The organism is Herbidospora sp. RD11066, assembly GCF_054661255.1.
In genome coordinates, this window is sequence record NZ_BAAGDO010000002.1 from 776,285 (window position 1) to 791,383 (window position 15,099).

Below are 15,099 nucleotides of genomic sequence, written 5' to 3' on the forward strand. Positions count from 1 at the left end.
TAGAAAACCTAGCAGTGCTAACATAGATCCGGAACACAGACACCGCAAGGGGAGACCCGATGGCAGACCAGACGCCACGTCAGCAACGCACCGACGAACGGCGCCGGCGCATCCTCGACGCCGCCCGCGAGCGCGCCAACGCCGATGGTTGGGCCGCGGTGACGACCCGGCATCTCGCCGACACCATCGGCTACACCCAGCCCGTGCTCTACAGCCACTTCCCCGGCGGCAAGTCGAAGATCATGCTCGCGGTCGCCATGGAGGGCTTCGTCGAGCTGACACGGCTGTGCCGTGCCGCCCTCGGCGGCAGGCAGGGGCGGGATGCGATCGAGGCCGTCGCCGTCGCCTACCTGGACTTCGGCAGTGAACACCCAGCCGTGTACGAAGCCATGTTCCAACTACCCATCGAGGCACGATTCGCCGAAGACGACACCGACGCCGACCTCCGCGCGGGATTCGCGGTCCTGGCCGAGACCATCGGCGACGAGGGCGACGGCACCGCGACCGAACTCTTCTGGGGCGCCCTCCACGGCATCAGCCTGCTGGAACGCGCCGGACGCATGCGCCCGGAACACCGCACCCGCCGCGTGACCGAACTCGCCACCCGCTTCGGCAGCCAGGCCGCCGGATGATCCGGGATGGCCGGGTAGCGCAAAAACAGAAGGCCCCCTGCACCAACAGGAGACCTTCCGCACCGCCAAGAATCCGGGCCTTTCAGAGCTCCTAACTAAATGAGCATCACCGATCTCGGCGCCGGTGCGGCGAGGTGCGTCACCTGCATTGGCGGCGCAAGGCAGCGGCGAGCAGCCCGAGTGCCGGGGGCATTTTTGTTATGACCTCTTAAGCTCAGTGGCGCTGCGACTAGAGCCGCTTCTCGTACCAGCCGTAGTAGAGGTAGGTGCTACCGGGCCCTGTCATCGTGCCGTAGACCTGCCAGAAGCTGTTCGGAGCGAGCGAGTAGTGGAAGACCTTGTCACCGGGCCGGTCGTCCACGAAGGTGGTCTGCGTGCCGTTGTTCCAGATCCGCACTTCGATCGTGAACGTCGAGGTGTCCGGGATGTCGAGGCAGATCTCGTAGTCGTACGTGAACGCGCCACCGATGTTGTAGCTGCGCCCGTCGATGGCCCCTCGCTGCATGTTGGTGGGGATGTAGCTGTTGTACACCCGCGTGTACCCGCCAGCGGAGCAGTCGGTGGCCGCGGACACGGGATTGATGCCGGTGAGCATGGCGCCGAGGACGCCGATGAGTACGAAGATGGTGCGCTTCATGCCTCTCCTCATCCGTGCAGGTGAGCCTCCGACCAGTTAGTTGAAGACTGAACCGATTCTGATGAGGCCGCCGTAGCCGGACAAGGCCGGGCAGGAATTCCCACGAACTCAAGTCAAGGGGGCCACGTTGAGCTGCACCGATGAAATCGCCCTCCTTCCTTGGGCTGAAATTAGGCTGAAAGCCGCATGTCAGCAGCCTCGTCGACCATCAACTCACTGAACGTTGATCCAGCCTCCCGAGCCGGCGGAATCGCAGCAGTTGGAGTCGCCGGCGGCGGCGCGAGCCTCCAGCCAGTCGACATCACCACGCGGGGCAGCGTGCCCATCGCCAGCGCGACTACGAGCAGCGGGCTGACACCTACGTCGCAGCGGATACTAGAACTGCTCCCGGCGTGGTGCGGCCGGATCGATCGAATGCGGAAGTACAGGGCATGACGACGTCCCCGAACCCGACCACAGGCCTCGGCCACGGGGGCCACATGCGCCCGGATGGCTTCGGTGAGAGGACGAGTCGCCGCAGCCTCTCGTCAGCGAGTGCCCATCCGATTGAAATAAGGCACGCTGCTCTGAGCGGATCCGCCGCAGGCGGATCGGGTCGATTTCGCAGCGGGCGGCCTCACATGATGGACGCATGAGCGAAGAATCTAGAGCCCCTTTGTTCGACGCACATTTGCGGCGTCGGCTTTACGAGCAGCGAACGCTCGTTCTCGACGGACCTCTCGACGACGACAACGGCACCCTTCTCACCACCCAGCTGATCACCCTCGCCACCGAGGACCCTTCGGCGGATATCGCCTTGTGGATCCATTCACCGGGTGGGTCGGTTCCATCGATGCTCGCGATCCGTGACGTCATGCGGCTGATCCCATGTGATGTGTCGACGCTGGTGCTGGGCATCGCCTACAGCGCCGGCCAGTTCCTGCTCTCCTCGGGTGCCCGGGGCAAACGCCGCGCCCTCCCCCACGCGCGCGTGCTGATGCACCAGGGGTCGGCCGGGATCGGCGGCACCGCCGTCGACATCGAACTGCAGGCCAGCGACCTGCGCCACACCCGCGACACGGTCCTCGGCCTCATCGCCGCAGACACCGGCCAGCCCGTGGAGCGCATCTTCGACGACTCCCTCCACGACCGCTGGTACACCGCGCAGGAGGCGCTCGACTACGGCTTCATCGACTCGATCGTCAGCGACTTCGGCGAGATCGCGCCACTCGCCCCCCATCGACTCGGTTTCGGCGTCACCGAAGGAGCGGCCCGATGAGCAGCTACACGATTCCCAATGTCATCGCCCGCAATTCACGTGGCGAGCGCATTCTCGACGTCTATTCACATCTACTAACCGAGCGAATCGTCTATCTGGGCACCGCGATCGACGCGGGTGTCGCGAACGCGCTCATCGCGCAGATGATTTTCCTGGAGTCCGACAATCCCGACGCCGACATCCAGTTCTACATCAACTGCGAAGGCGGCGACCCGAGCGCGATGCTCGCGATCTACGACACAATGCGCTACATCCGCCCGAAGGTCGCCACAACCTGCGTCGGCCAGGCCATCGCGGTGGGCGCGGTGCTCCTAGCGGCGGGCGCCGAAGGGAAACGGTCCGCCCTCCCCCACGCACGGGTGGTCCTGCACCAGCCGGCCGCCTCGGGACGCGGCGCGATCCCCGACCTCATCCTGCAGGCCGACGAGGTCGTCCGGGTCCGGGCCGACATCGAGCGCATCCTGTCCCGCCACACGGGCCAGACCGTCGAAACGCTACGCGCCGACACCGACCGCGACCGGGTGTTCACCGCGACGGCGGCGATGGAATACGGCCTCCTCGACCAGATCGTCGAGGAGAACTCACGCACCTGAAAGAGGGAAGGCCCGCTGCGGAGTCCAGGCCGCCGGGCCGCGCTGAGAACTCCTAACAAAATGAGCATCACCGGTCTCAGCGCCGCCTTGCGGCGAGGTGCGTCACCTGCATGGTCGGCGCAAGGCAACGGCGAGCAGCCCGAGTGCCAGGGTCATTTTGTCAGGACCTCTTTGGACTCTTAACAAAATGAAGTCGGCTGAATCCGGCGCCGGTGCGGCGAAATGCATCACCTGCATCAGCGGCGCTTGGCAACGACGAGTTGCCGGGCACCGGAGTCAGTGTGTGAGGACCTCTAAGCGGCCAGCAGCGTGGCCCCCGCAGCCGGGCCGCCCTGGGCCACCCGCAGGTTGTCGGTCACGGCGGAGGTGAGATCGATCAGGGTGACCCCCAGGGCTCCGGCGACTGCGGCGATCATCTCGCTCGACGGCTCCTTGACGCCCCGTTCCATCTCGGAGAGGTACTGCGGCGAGACCCCGGCGCGGAGCGCCGTCTCGGCGAGTTTCTCGCCCCGCTCGTGGCGGATCTCCCGCAGGCACTCACCGAGCGCCTGTCGCCATAGCGGCTCACGTGCGGGCTCTTGCTCGCTTCGATCGCTCACCCGCCGCAGCGGCGTAACAGAGGAGGCCATGCCTCACCATAAACAGCCATCGCCCAGCTGTCGCGGTGGCTTCGCGCACAGCACAACCGCTACCGCCGCCGTACGACGATGGCGGGTCACGGCCACAAGGCACTGCTCAGGCAGAGCCAGTTCAATGAGCCGCTCAAGCGCGTCGACGATCCACGAGAAACCTAAATGATCATGGTCATAGCTCGTTCAGGACGGCGTCGGCCGCACGTCGCCCGGATACCAGCGCTCCCTGAATCGACCCCGTGTCCCGGTGGTCGCCGCAGACATAGAGCCCCTCCTCCAGACGGACGCGACGGCGCAGGGGCATGGGCGGCGGCATCGACGGCAAGGCCTCGGCGATCGCATAGGTGGCGAGGTAGCGCCACTTCTGGACGTCCGTACGGTAGATCTCCCCCAAACGTTCCCGCACGCGCGGCTCGTCGTCGTCACCGGCCACGCCCAGGACCGACGTAGCGATGAGCGCCTCACCCGTGGTGCTGTACTCGGGCGCCGCGTCGGTCATGACCAGCGTGTCGACGATGACGCCGTAGGCGTCGATCACCAGGGTGGCCTCTCCGAGCGGAGACCGGGGCGCGGCGTGGTAGAAGGTGGTGACAGATCGCATGGCGGGTGTGCGCAGGTCAGGAAGCAACGTCGCGGCAGTGCGCGGGTCGGTGGCCACCACCACTGCGGCGGCGGGCAGCTCGCTGTCGTCGTCCAAGATCACGCCTGTGCCGTTGACCTCCCGCACCGGGCATCGCAGGCGAAGGGCCCGCGCGGGCAGACGGCTCGCCAGCTGCGCCGGGATCTCGCCCATGCCCAGCGCCGGCACGGCGATGGTGCCGCGTGCGAACGACCGCCAGATCAGGTGGAAGACCCTGCTGGAGGTCTCCAGCTCCCGTTCCAGCAGCACCCCGGCCAGGAACGGCCGGATCAACCGCTCGACCATCACCGGCGACATGCCCCAGTGGCGGAGGTCGTCGAGGGTGGTGCGCTCAGTTCCCGCACGCAGCATCTGGGCGGGAAAGGCCAGGTCGCGTGCGGTCATGGCGGCCAGGACGGCCTTGTCGACCGGGGTGCCGAGATCGGCGGTCAGACCGGCGAGGGTGTGGCGCGGGTGCTTCCACGGCAGCATGATCCTTTCCCTGCCGCCGTCCGTACGGAAGACCAGCATGCCGGAGGTGAAGGCACGCAGCCGGAGAGCCTCGAGGTCCAGCACGCGGGGCACCTCGGGATAGCCGGTGTTCAGCACCTGGAAGCCGCGATCGAGCCGGAAGCCGTCGACCATGTCGGTGCGCATCCTGCCGCCCACCCCGTCGGACGCTTCCAGCACCGTGACGGGCACGCCCGACCGATGCAGCCGCACCGCGCATGCCAACCCGGCCAGTCCCGCACCGACCACGATCACCGGTCGCGGGTTCACGACGATCGCCGATGTTGATGTGCCATGAGCTGCTCGTACCCGAGAGGATGCCCATGAACGCTTCGATGCCGAGCGCCCGGCAGCGGTCGCTTTGATCACCTACCTGGTCTCGGGTAGCTCAGGCTGCAGGCGGGTTGAGTCGTCCGAAGCCGTGAGGCCTGCAACGACGGCTCCTCATGCTCGACTCGGCAATCCGGCGAGACGACGCCGTCCAGACCGAGTGGCCGGTCACGCCACCTCGCTGCGGCGTCCACGATGTCGGCGCCGCACCGATGAGCATCTTGGTCGTGCCGAGAAAGGCGGCATCGGTCGGGGGTGCGCGGCGGCAGAGTAGTGAATTGAAGTTTTAGAGGCCCAGACAAATGGCTCCGGTGCCCCGCAACTCACCGTTGCCAAGCGTCGCCGATGCAGGTGACACATCTCGCCGCTCCGGCACTCGCGCTGCTCGCCGTTGTCTTGCGCCGACTATGCCGGTGACACACCTCACCGCACCGGGCTGAGGCCGATGAGGCTCATTTTGTTAGGACTTCTTAGCCGGAGCCGGCCGGTCAGTAGCAGCGGGTTCCATCAGCCTGCCGGTCCTGCGCGCTGAACCGGCGGGGAGCCGCTGCGGGCACCGCGCTGATCCCACCGGGCGCCGACGATCGGGCTTCGTTCGTGCGACTGTCGCCGACCGTGGTGTTCCGAGCCGCTCTGCTGGCGTGCGGAGGATTCGTTGAGGTGATCTGCAGGACCAGCTAGTCGGCAGGGGCGGGGACCACATGGCGGAAGATCAGGGTCTCGGCCTCCATCGCGGCCCATCTGATCCGCTGGGCTTCCTCGCCCTCGTAGAGGTGGCTGGCCGAATCGATCCAGGAGAAGAGTCCGACCAGCGCGTTCACCGCGGACTTGGGCAGGTGGTTCTCCGCCTCCCAAGCGGCACCGAAGGCTTTGATCGCGTCCGTCAGCCGGGTATAGGCGATCTCGTCCATCCCTTGGGCGAGCCGGAGTGCGCCGATGAACTCGTCGGCGGCGTCCTGCAACTCCTGTCCGGCCTGAGCCTGCTCCTCGTTACTCATGAGGCGGCCCGCGCAGATCGACCTTGGTCGGTGCCTTCGCGGCGGCCGGAGATTCGCTCATGATTCGCCATGAGCCCACCGCTCCCAGTCGCTCGGAGGCTGCTTCTTCAGCTCAGTCCATCGCCTCCTGGCCTCAAAGGGATCGGTGCGTAGCACGCCGGCCAGTCGTTCGGCGTTGCCTCCCGCGGCCATGAAGGCGCGGATGGCGGCGACCCGGATGCCGTCCAGACGCGCGGGAAGCCGTTCGGCACTGTGCAACGCGCTCGCCCAGTCTCCTGGAATGGGTGGAGGAGAGCCTGGATCGCGAGAGTTGCTCCCCGTTCGGAGCATGCCCAGGGCCCACAGGTAAGTGTCGAACAGTTCCGCCATCAGTGGCGCCTCGTCGGCTTCGGCCGCCGTCAGCTTGATGGTGATCTCTAGGCCGCCATCGTCGCAGGGCCGCGTGAATACGGTCATCGTTCCTCCACGGGAGGTTTTGACACTAGACGCGAATCACCATTCTCACGTCCCAGTGCGCGGGAGGAGGCTCTATTCGGCTCCCATCCCAGACCTTCCGCCTGGATGGGGCGAGGCCGAGGAATCGTTCCTCAGATGGGCGCGCGACGAAGGCGGGGAGGAGGTCGGCTCCTGCTCCGAAGGGTCTCCGGCCCTGCACCCTTCGGCCGGACCGCCACCGTGGGTGCCTCATAGTGCGCCTACTCCGCCCGGCAGGTTCTCACCGCCGACCAGGGCTCTGCCGCGACGCCATCGGAGAGGCCCGGCCCTACGGGAAGGCAACACCGATCGCCGGGAACACAGCCGGACTCACCGTCCAGCGGCGTCGAGGCGGAAGCGGTTCGCGGGACGGCCGTGGGGCAGGCCGTCCTCGGCGAAGACCGCACCCGCCGGACCGGCCGAGGGCAGGCCGTAGGCAGCAGTGGTGACGAACAGTTTCCTGTCGGTCAGGCAGACGCTGGTCGGCTGCGGGGTGGGTACCCGCAGCACCCGGTCGAGACGGCCATCGGGAGCGTACCGGCGCACCTCGCCCGCGCCCCAGATCGCCACCCACAGGTGATCTTCCACGTCCACGGTCATGCCGTCGGGGCTGCCCTCCGGAACCAACGCGAACACGTCCAGGTCGCCGTCGTGCCGGTAGATGCGGCCTTCGGCGCTGTCGGCCAGGTACATGGTCCGGCCGTCCGCCGTGAACGCGGGGCCGTTGGGGATGGTCAGCCCCGTGAGGACCTCCGTCACCCGCAGGTCCGGGTCGACCCGGTAGAGCGCGCCCGCACCCGGCGTCGCGTCGTAGGACATCGCCCCCGCCCAGAACCGCCCGGCCGGGTCGCAGACCGCGTCGTTCATCCGCGAGGTGGGCGGGAGTGGCCGGTCGATCCAGTCGACGGCCCCGGTCGCCTCGTCGAGAAGCGCGAAGCCCTGGCCCGCGGCGGCGATCCAGCGTCCCGGCCGCCCCTCGAGGGGGGCCACCGCGCCGAGCGGGACGTCCAGCCGGAAGAGTTCCTCGGCTAGGCCGGGGCGGTCGGCGGAGGTGGTGAGCAGCCGTCCGGCGAGGATGTCCACGAAGATCAGGCGCCCGTCGACCCAGCGCGCGCCTTCGCCCAGTTCGCAGCCGGTGTCGCTCCAGACTCTCATCAGCGCAGCACCGATCCGGGCAGCGTGTCGAGCAGGCCGAGTTCCGCCCGGGTGGGCAGGCCTTCCCAGTCGCCGGTGGAGGCCACGGCGAACGCGCCCACGGTGACGGCCCGGTCCAGGCGTCCGGTGAGGTCGAGCCCGTCGAGGTCGCCGGAGAGGTATCCGGCGACGAACGCGTCCCCGGCGCCGACCACGTCGGCGACGCGCACACTCCTGGCCGCCACGTCAACGGACTCCCCCGCCGTGTGGCCGCTCGCGCCGTCCCGGCCGCGTTTGACGATCACATCCCGCACGCCCGCGTCGAGCAGAGCGGCCACACGGTCGTGCTCCGTCGACGCGGAGGCGGGGGCGATGAGGTCGAGTTCGTCGTCGGAGGCGATGACGACGGACACCGATGACGCCAGCGGGCGCAACATCGCGGCCGCCGCCGCGCGGTCCCAGAGACGGGCCCGGTAGTTGACGTCCAGGCAGACCCGGACACCGGAGGCCACCGCCGCCCGCACGGCATCAGCCGGGTTCGGGCCTAGGGCGGGTGTGATGCCGGTGACGTGCAGCAGGTCCGGTGCCGGTGAGAGGGCGGGCAGGACGTCATCGGGCGACAGGTGGGAGGCGGCCGAGCCCGCCCGGTGGTAGATCACCCGGGTCAGTTCGCCCACCCGGCGCTCGAACAGGACGAGGCCGGTGGGGCCCCGCTCATCGGATCGGGCATAGGTCAGGTCGACGCCTTCGGCGCGCAGCGTGCGCAGCACGAGTTCCCCGGTCTCGTCGCCACCGACCAGTCCGGCCCAGCTCGCCCGGTGCCCCAGCCGGGCGAGACCGATCGCCACGTTGGACTCCGCCCCGGCGATCGACAGCCGCATCGTGCCGCCGAGCCGGATCGGGTCGGCCGCCCGCAGGGAGGCCATCGTCTCCCCGAAGGTCACGACGTTCACAGCACCTCCCGCAGCCGCCGGACTCGGGCGCGCAGTCCGTCGAGGTCTCCCCCGGTGACCGCGTCGCCGACGAGAGGCGAGCCGACGCCGACGGCGACCGCACCGGCCGCCAGATATTCGACGGCTTCGGCCACGCCGACCCCGCCCACCGGAACGAAGGGCACGTCAGGGAAGGGATCTCGGAGCGCGCGCAGGTGGCGTACACCACCCAAAGAGGCGGGGAACAGCTTGATCGCCGTAGCTCCGAAAGCCCGAGCGGCCACCACCTCAGTAGGAGTGAGCGCCCCGGCCAGCACCGGCAGGCCCAGCGCCCGCCCGGCCGCGACGCCCTCGCTCACCGCCGGGGTGACCAGGAAGGACGCACCCGCCTCGGCCGCCGGCCGCGCGTCGTCACCGGTGACAACGGTGCCCGCGCCCAGGAAGGCATCGGGGCCCAGGGCGGCCCGCGCCTCGCGGATCACCTCCAGCGCCCCGGCGGTGACCAGGGAGACCTCGATCAGCCGAACGCCTTCTTCGGCCAGGGTGACGACCGTGCGCAGGGCCGCGCCGGGGTCCGGGCCGCGCACGATGGCCAGCAGCCGATGGTCGGCCAGTGCTCGCAGGAATGCGGTCATCAGGTCATCCGTTCCGCGGCCAGCACCAGCCGCCAGGTCAGTTCTCCCGAGGCCGGGACCTCGGCGGCGTCGCCGGGACCGGCCTCCGTCAGGTCGAAGACGGTGCCGAGCATGGGTTCGACGCCGATGCTCCGATAGGGGGTGTCGTCGGGGAATCCCCCCAGGTTGCGCCACAACGCGGTGCCCACCGGCACGCCCGGTGGCGCTTCGACGCGCAGGTCGAGCAGGTCGATCTCGTCCTCGACGCGGACCGACGCGCACCGCAGCACCGCCCCGGCGGCAGAGCCGTCGGCGGGGCCGAGCCGGTTGAGCTCCACCCCGAACGGGTCCGGCCAGTGCCCTTCCAGGTAGGGGGTGCCATCAGGCCACGGGGTGTTGAGCAGCGGCGCGGCCTCGGGATAGATCCGCACGGGGGTGCCCTCGGGAGCCACCAGCCGGGCCTTCTCACTGAGGTCGAGCAGGGCGTGCGCCGACCAGACGAAGCGGAAGCCCGGGTCGGCCGACAACCGGTAGGTGGCCACCACCGCCCCGGCCTCGTCTCCGATCGTGCGGATCAGGTCGAAGCCGTCACACGTAACCGTCGCGCGGGCGGGGGTGCCGGTCCAGGGTCTGCTCCAGGCGTCGCCGTGGTCGGGCACGCCACGGACCGTCGGGACGCATTCCTCCAGACCCCCCACGTCCACGAACGCCGACCCCGGAACGACCACCCCGCGTGCGGGATCGTGGCGGGACCACAGCCACTCCCGCCCTCCGCCCGACAGCGACGTCCACCGGCCCCCGAGAGAGAGGTCGAAGCCGGCCGACAGCGGGATCACCATTCGGCCACCGCGCCGTCCTCGTGCCGCCAGACCGGGTTGCGCCACGCGTGACCGACCTTGTCGACGCGCCTGACCTCGGCCTCGTCGATGTCCACGCCGAGTCCGGGCCCGAGGGGGCGGGCCACGTAGCCGTCGGTGAAGCGGAACACCTCGGGGTCGGTGACGTAGTCGAGCAGGTCGGCCTCCTGGTTGTAGTGGATGCCGATGGACTGCTCCTGGATGAGGAAGTTGGGGGCGGCGAAGGCAACTTGGAGGCTGGCGGCCAGGGCGAGCGGGCCGAGCGGGCAGTGCGGGGCGAGCTTGGCGTCCCACACCTCGGCGAGGGCGGCGATGCGCCGCGTCTCGGAGATGCCTCCGGCGTGCGACAGGTCGGGCTGCACCACGGCGACCCCGGCCTCCAGCACCGGCCGGAAGTCCCACCGCGAGTACAGCCGCTCGCCCACCGCCACCGGCACACCGCTCGCCGCCACCACACCCGGCAGCAGGTGCGGCCGGTCGGGCAGCACGGGCTCCTCGGCGAACAGCGGATGGAACTCCGCGATGAGCGGCAGGATGCGGCGGGCGTCGGCCGCGCCGATCCGTCCGTGGAAGTCGACCGCCAGGTCACGGCCCGGACCGAGCGCCTCGCGCGCCACCGCGATCCGGTCGACGACGCCCGCCACGTCGCCGGGACCGGCGAGCGCGGGCATCCGCCCGGAGGCGTTGATCTTGACGGCGGTGAACCCCGCCTCGACGCGGGCGGCGATGCCGTCGGCGAGTTCCGCGGGTTCGTCGCCGCCGGTCCAGGCGTAGACGCGGGCGCGGTCGCGGACGTGCCCGCCGAGCAGGGCGTGCACGGGAACGCCGTAGGTCTTCCCCGCGATGTCCCACAGCGCCTGGTCGAGACCGGCCAGGGCGCTGGAGAGCACCGGCCCGCCCCGGTAGAAACCGCCGGTGGACATGACCTGCCAGTGGTCCTCGATGCGCAGCGGATCACGGCCGACCAGATACTCGGCCAGCACGTGGACGGCGGCCCGCACGACCTCGGCCCGTCCCTCCACGACCGGCTCGCCCCAGCCGACCACGCCGTCGTCGGTCTCCACCCGGCAGAACAGCCAGCGCGGCGGCACCAGGAACGTCTCGATTCTGGTGATCTTCACGCCGAGTCCTTCACCGCGGTCCAGCCGCCGTCGACGACCAGGGTGGTTCCGGTGATGTACGAGCTCTCGTCACACGCCAGGAACACCACGGCGGCGGCCACCTCGTCGGGGCGGCCGAACCGGGCGGCGGCGGTGGCCGCGGCGCTGCGCCTGCGGTCCTCCTCGCCGACGCCCTCCCAGGCGGGGGTCAGGATCGGGCCGGGCAGCACGGTGTTGACCCGCACGTCGGGGCCGTACTCCACGGCGAGCTGACGTCCGAGCGACACCAGCCCGCCCTTGGCGGCGGCGTAGGCCGGATGCCGGGGCATCCCCACCAGGGCGTGCACGGAGGAGGTCAGCACGACGGCGCCCCTGCTCTCCCGAAGCAATCCGGCGCATTCGTGGACCGCGAGATAGGTGGCCTTCAAATTGACCGCGATCTGCCGGTCCCAATCCTCTTCCGCCAGTTCGTGCGCGGGGGCCCGCACCACCGTGCTCGCGTTGCTGAACAACACGTCAAGGCGGCCGAACTCGGCGCGGGCCAGGTCGGCCACCCGCCGCCAGGTCGCCGCCTCGGAGACGTCACCGGTGATCGTCGGCGAACCGGCCACGTCCACGGCGATCACCTGGGCGCCCTCACACCGGAACCGCTCGGCCACCGCCGCGCCGATCCCCGACGCGGCGCCGGTCACCACGGCGACCTTCCCCGACAACAGTCCTCGTCCCATGCCTTCAGTCAACAGGTGCTCCTAGCAGTGCGGAATGTTCGAAATATGTGATGGCCTGGACGATCCGACGTACCTGGCATACTGGGCCGATGCCGATCCAGGAGGGGTTCCGCAACCAGCGGCTGACCGTCGTGCCGCGCCGCGTGGTGGCCGAGGCCAGCGCCCGGCCGGTGACCCGCCGCCTCATGGTGACCGACGCCGGCTACTACCCCGAGGCGGCGGACCACCTGATGAGACGGCCGCGCGGCATCGAGGAGGCCGTCTTCATCCTGTGCACGTCGGGGCTGGGATGGGCGAACGTCGGCAGCACCCCTTACCGTGTCGGCTCGAACGCGGCGCTGGTCATCCCGCGCGGCGTGCCGCACGCCTACGGCGCCTCGGTCGAGGCACCCTGGACGATCTGGTGGTGCCACCTGCGCGGCAGCGACCTGCCCGAGCTGCTGGAGGAGATCGGCGCGGGGCCCTCCAGGCCGGTGGTGTCGATCCGGCGGCTCGACCGGGCCGTGGCCCTGCTCGACGAGATCGTCACCGTCCTGGGGCGCGACCACTCGCCCGCCAGCCTGATGGGCGCCGCCGGGTCGGCGTGGAAGCTGATCACCCAGATCGTGGTCGACCGCGCCATGCCCGAGCCGGGCGACCCGTTGCAGCGGGCGATGGCCTACCTGGCCGAACGGCTCGACACGACCGTGCGGGTCGCCGAGCTGGCCGCGCTGGTCGGGGTCTCGCCGTCGCATCTGAGCGCGCTGTTCCGCCGCGCCACCGGCGGCGGGGTGCTCGCGCACCACACCGCCCTGCGGATGGCGCAGGCCCGCAGCCTGCTCGACACCACCGACGCCACGATCGCCGACATCGCGCGTGAGGTCGGTTACCCCGATCCGTTCTACTTCTCCCGGCACTTCCGGCGCCTGCACGAAACCAGCCCGACCGAATACCGCAACCGCGCCAAGGGCTGACCCGGTTATGCCGCCACCACCCGGAGCAGCACCGACCGGTCGACGTCCAGCGACGGCGCCTCCACGCCGACCAGCCGCAGCGCGCGGCCGGGCAGGGTGACCCCGGTGAGCTGCCACGGCGGCAGCACCCCGCCGGGGACCGAGCCGGGATAGACCGCTTCGACGCGGTAGGTGCGGGCGTCGTCCAGGCCGGGAAGACGGATGCGGCCCGGCGGCCAGACGGCGGGGCGTTCGACCACGCTGAAGGCGAACAGGGCCTCGGAGCGGTCGGCCGCGACCACGCCCTCCAGCCGGAAGGCCGGGTCGGGCAGGTCGGCGTGCACGACGTCGCCCGAGTGCAGCAGGTCGCGGTGCTCCTTGTGGAAGGCGACCCAGCGCGCGAGCGCCGCCAGGGTCTCCTCGTCTGCGGTGAGCAGGTTGACCTCGACGCCGAGGTGACCCCACAGCGCCTTCTCGGCGCGGTAGTCGAGGGGGTGCACGCGGTGGGTGGTGTGCGATTCGGCGGCGCCGATGTGGGTGCCCTGCATCTCCGGCGGGACCAGCAGCCCCGTCCAGCGCTGGATCTCCAGCCGTTCGTGCGGGTCGTTGCAGTCGCTGGGCCAGATCCGGTCGGTGAACTCCAGCACGCCGAGGTCGACGCGCCCGCCGCCGCTGGCGCACGACTCGATCTCCAGCCCGGGGTGGGCGGCCTTGAGCTCGGCCATCAGCCGGTAGACCTGCTCGACCTGCCGCCGCACGCCCGGCCGCCGTCCGGCGTCGAGGAGGTAGCGGTTGTGGTCCCACTTGATGTAGGCGATCTCCAGCGCCCCGATGAGCGCGCTCATCCGCTCGAACACGTGGGCGTAGGCGCCGGGGTGGCCGAGGTCGAGCACGTGCTGGTGCCGGGAGGGCAGGCCGGGTCCGTGCCCGGCCTCGAAGACCCAGTCGGGATGAGCGCGGGCCAGGTCGGAGTCGAGGTTGACCATCTCGGGCTCGAACCAGAGCCCGAAGTCCATGCCGAGCTCGCGCACCCGCTCGGCCAGCGGCCCCAGCCCGTCGGGCCAGACGTCGGGGTCGACGGTCCAGTCGCCGAGGGAGGTGGTGTCGTCGCGGCGGCCCAGGAACCAGCCGTCGTCGAGCACGAACCGTTCGGCACCCAAGGCGGCACCGCGTTCGGCCAGCGCGACAAGGGTGTCGAGATCGTGCCGGAAGTAGACGGCCTCCCAGGTGTTGAGCACCACAGGCCGGGAAGAGCGTGGCCGCTCGCGCAGGTGACGGTGGAACCGCCCGGCGAGCTCGTCGAGGCCGACACCCCACGATCCGTACTGCCACCGGCTTTGGAACGACTCGCCCGGCCCGAGCACCACCTCGCCCGGCAGCAGGACCTCACCGGCCGCCAGGTGGCGGGTGCCCGCCGGGGTCAGTTCGGCGGCGAGCACCTGGTTGCCGCTCCACGCCAGGTGGGTGGCCCACACGAACCCGTCGCGGAACCCGAAACCGCGCTCCCCCGCGACCAGCAGCAGGGTGTGCTCCAGCCCCGGCTTGCCGCCGCGCGAGGCCCGCACCCACTCGCCGACCTGGAACGGCCGCCGCTGCGGCACCCGCTCCAGCGCCCAGCGCCCGGTCAGGTCGAGAAGCTCGGTCGCCTCCGGCGGCAGGGGCAGCGCCAGCTCCAAAGCAATGATTCTGTACGGCTCCGCCTCCTCGTTCACGATGCGAGCCCGCTGCCGCAGCAACCCGCCGACCGAGAGCACCTCGATCTCGACGTGGAGGGTGAGCCCGAACTCGGGATCACGGGCGGTCGACCGCAGCGTCGTACCGTCGACGGTGTGCACGGCGTCCCGGAAGTAGGGCGCCCAGCGTCGCCCGTCGCTGTCGCCGACGAGCCCAGGGCGGCCGAGCCAGCCCTCGTGGAGCTGCGGCAGCACCGGCACGGGCTGCGGATAGGTGACGGCGCTGTCGCCGATGGCCGGGAGCGCGGCCCGCTGAAGGTCGGCCAGAGCCTCGGGCCCCAGGTCACTGAGGTCGGGACCCCAATGGAGGATGCGCGGCAGCCGCCCGCCGTCGACGGCGACGACCACGCTGGTGCCGCCCGCGCGCAGATGGATCGGGTACATGA

General features: G+C 70.2%; 16 protein-coding genes. 4 read left to right on the forward strand and 12 right to left on the reverse strand.

Going from position 1 to position 15,099, the window contains the following annotated elements:
• The first annotated feature begins 59 nt into the window (after positions 1-59).
• Positions 60-632, forward strand: a complete 573-nt coding sequence (locus ACYQ78_RS09390; RefSeq protein ID WP_459800350.1) for a TetR/AcrR family transcriptional regulator — start codon at positions 60-62, stop codon at positions 630-632.
• A 229-nt stretch (positions 633-861) separates the two neighbouring features.
• On the opposite strand, the gene ACYQ78_RS09395 is transcribed toward ACYQ78_RS09390, so the two are convergent.
• A complete protein-coding gene (locus ACYQ78_RS09395; protein ID WP_459800351.1) occupies positions 862-1,269 on the reverse strand; it encodes a hypothetical protein in 408 nt (135 codons plus the stop codon).
• 670 nt (positions 1,270-1,939) lie between these two features.
• Between ACYQ78_RS09395 and ACYQ78_RS09400 the strand changes: the two genes are divergently transcribed.
• A complete protein-coding gene (locus tag ACYQ78_RS09400; protein ID WP_459800352.1) occupies positions 1,940-2,527 on the forward strand; it encodes a ClpP family protease in 588 nt (195 codons plus the stop codon).
• On the forward strand, positions 2,524-3,120 hold the full coding sequence (locus ACYQ78_RS09405; protein WP_459800353.1) for a ClpP family protease: 597 nt from the start codon (positions 2,524-2,526) through the stop codon (positions 3,118-3,120). The genes ACYQ78_RS09400 and ACYQ78_RS09405 overlap by 4 nt, the downstream gene beginning before the upstream one ends.
• A gap of 293 nt (positions 3,121-3,413) precedes the next feature.
• On the opposite strand, the gene ACYQ78_RS09410 is transcribed toward ACYQ78_RS09405, so the two are convergent.
• The 10 genes from ACYQ78_RS09410 to ACYQ78_RS09455 form a co-directional block, all read right to left on the reverse strand.
• Positions 3,414-3,749, reverse strand: coding sequence for a helix-turn-helix domain-containing protein (locus ACYQ78_RS09410; protein ID WP_459800354.1), 336 nt, complete (start codon positions 3,747-3,749; stop codon positions 3,414-3,416).
• A 175-nt stretch (positions 3,750-3,924) separates the two neighbouring features.
• The gene (locus tag ACYQ78_RS09415; RefSeq protein ID WP_459800355.1) at positions 3,925-5,151 is read right to left on the reverse strand and encodes an NAD(P)/FAD-dependent oxidoreductase; all 1,227 of its coding nucleotides are present in this window, start codon (positions 5,149-5,151) and stop codon (positions 3,925-3,927) included.
• A 737-nt stretch (positions 5,152-5,888) separates the two neighbouring features.
• Entirely contained in the window at positions 5,889-6,209 is a 321-nt protein-coding gene (locus ACYQ78_RS09420) for a hypothetical protein (RefSeq protein WP_459800356.1), read from the reverse strand.
• A gap of 57 nt (positions 6,210-6,266) precedes the next feature.
• Positions 6,267-6,665, reverse strand: coding sequence for a hypothetical protein (locus tag ACYQ78_RS09425; RefSeq protein WP_459800357.1), 399 nt, complete (start codon positions 6,663-6,665; stop codon positions 6,267-6,269).
• A gap of 348 nt (positions 6,666-7,013) precedes the next feature.
• Positions 7,014-7,838: an SMP-30/gluconolactonase/LRE family protein gene (locus tag ACYQ78_RS09430; RefSeq protein WP_459800358.1), complete on the reverse strand. Its 825-nt coding sequence runs from the start codon at positions 7,836-7,838 to the stop codon at positions 7,014-7,016.
• Positions 7,838-8,770: a sugar kinase gene (locus ACYQ78_RS09435; protein WP_459800359.1), complete on the reverse strand. Its 933-nt coding sequence runs from the start codon at positions 8,768-8,770 to the stop codon at positions 7,838-7,840. The genes ACYQ78_RS09430 and ACYQ78_RS09435 overlap by 1 nt, the downstream gene beginning before the upstream one ends.
• Positions 8,767-9,384 carry a bifunctional 4-hydroxy-2-oxoglutarate aldolase/2-dehydro-3-deoxy-phosphogluconate aldolase gene (locus ACYQ78_RS09440; RefSeq protein WP_459800360.1) on the reverse strand — a complete coding sequence of 206 codons (618 nt, stop codon included), beginning with the start codon at positions 9,382-9,384 and terminating at the stop codon, positions 8,767-8,769. The genes ACYQ78_RS09435 and ACYQ78_RS09440 overlap by 4 nt, the downstream gene beginning before the upstream one ends.
• Positions 9,384-10,202 (reverse strand): hypothetical protein, encoded by an 819-nt coding sequence (locus tag ACYQ78_RS09445; RefSeq protein WP_459800361.1) that lies wholly within the window; start codon positions 10,200-10,202, stop codon positions 9,384-9,386. The genes ACYQ78_RS09440 and ACYQ78_RS09445 overlap by 1 nt, the downstream gene beginning before the upstream one ends.
• The gene (dgoD, locus tag ACYQ78_RS09450; protein ID WP_459800362.1) at positions 10,196-11,341 is read right to left on the reverse strand and encodes a galactonate dehydratase; all 1,146 of its coding nucleotides are present in this window, start codon (positions 11,339-11,341) and stop codon (positions 10,196-10,198) included. Before dgoD ends, ACYQ78_RS09445 begins: the two co-directional genes overlap by 7 nt.
• Positions 11,338-12,048, reverse strand: a complete 711-nt coding sequence (locus ACYQ78_RS09455; RefSeq protein WP_459800363.1) for an SDR family NAD(P)-dependent oxidoreductase — start codon at positions 12,046-12,048, stop codon at positions 11,338-11,340. Before ACYQ78_RS09455 ends, dgoD begins: the two co-directional genes overlap by 4 nt.
• A gap of 89 nt (positions 12,049-12,137) precedes the next feature.
• On the opposite strand from ACYQ78_RS09455, the gene ACYQ78_RS09460 reads away from it, so the two are divergent.
• Complete coding sequence (locus tag ACYQ78_RS09460; protein WP_459800364.1) at positions 12,138-13,001, forward strand: AraC family transcriptional regulator; 864 nt, start codon at positions 12,138-12,140, stop codon at positions 12,999-13,001.
• 5 nt (positions 13,002-13,006) lie between these two features.
• Here ACYQ78_RS09460 and ACYQ78_RS09465 read toward each other — a convergent pair whose 3' ends face one another.
• On the reverse strand, positions 13,007-15,097 hold the full coding sequence (locus tag ACYQ78_RS09465; RefSeq protein ID WP_459800365.1) for an alpha-galactosidase: 2,091 nt from the start codon (positions 15,095-15,097) through the stop codon (positions 13,007-13,009).
• Positions 15,098-15,099 lie beyond the last annotated feature (2 nt).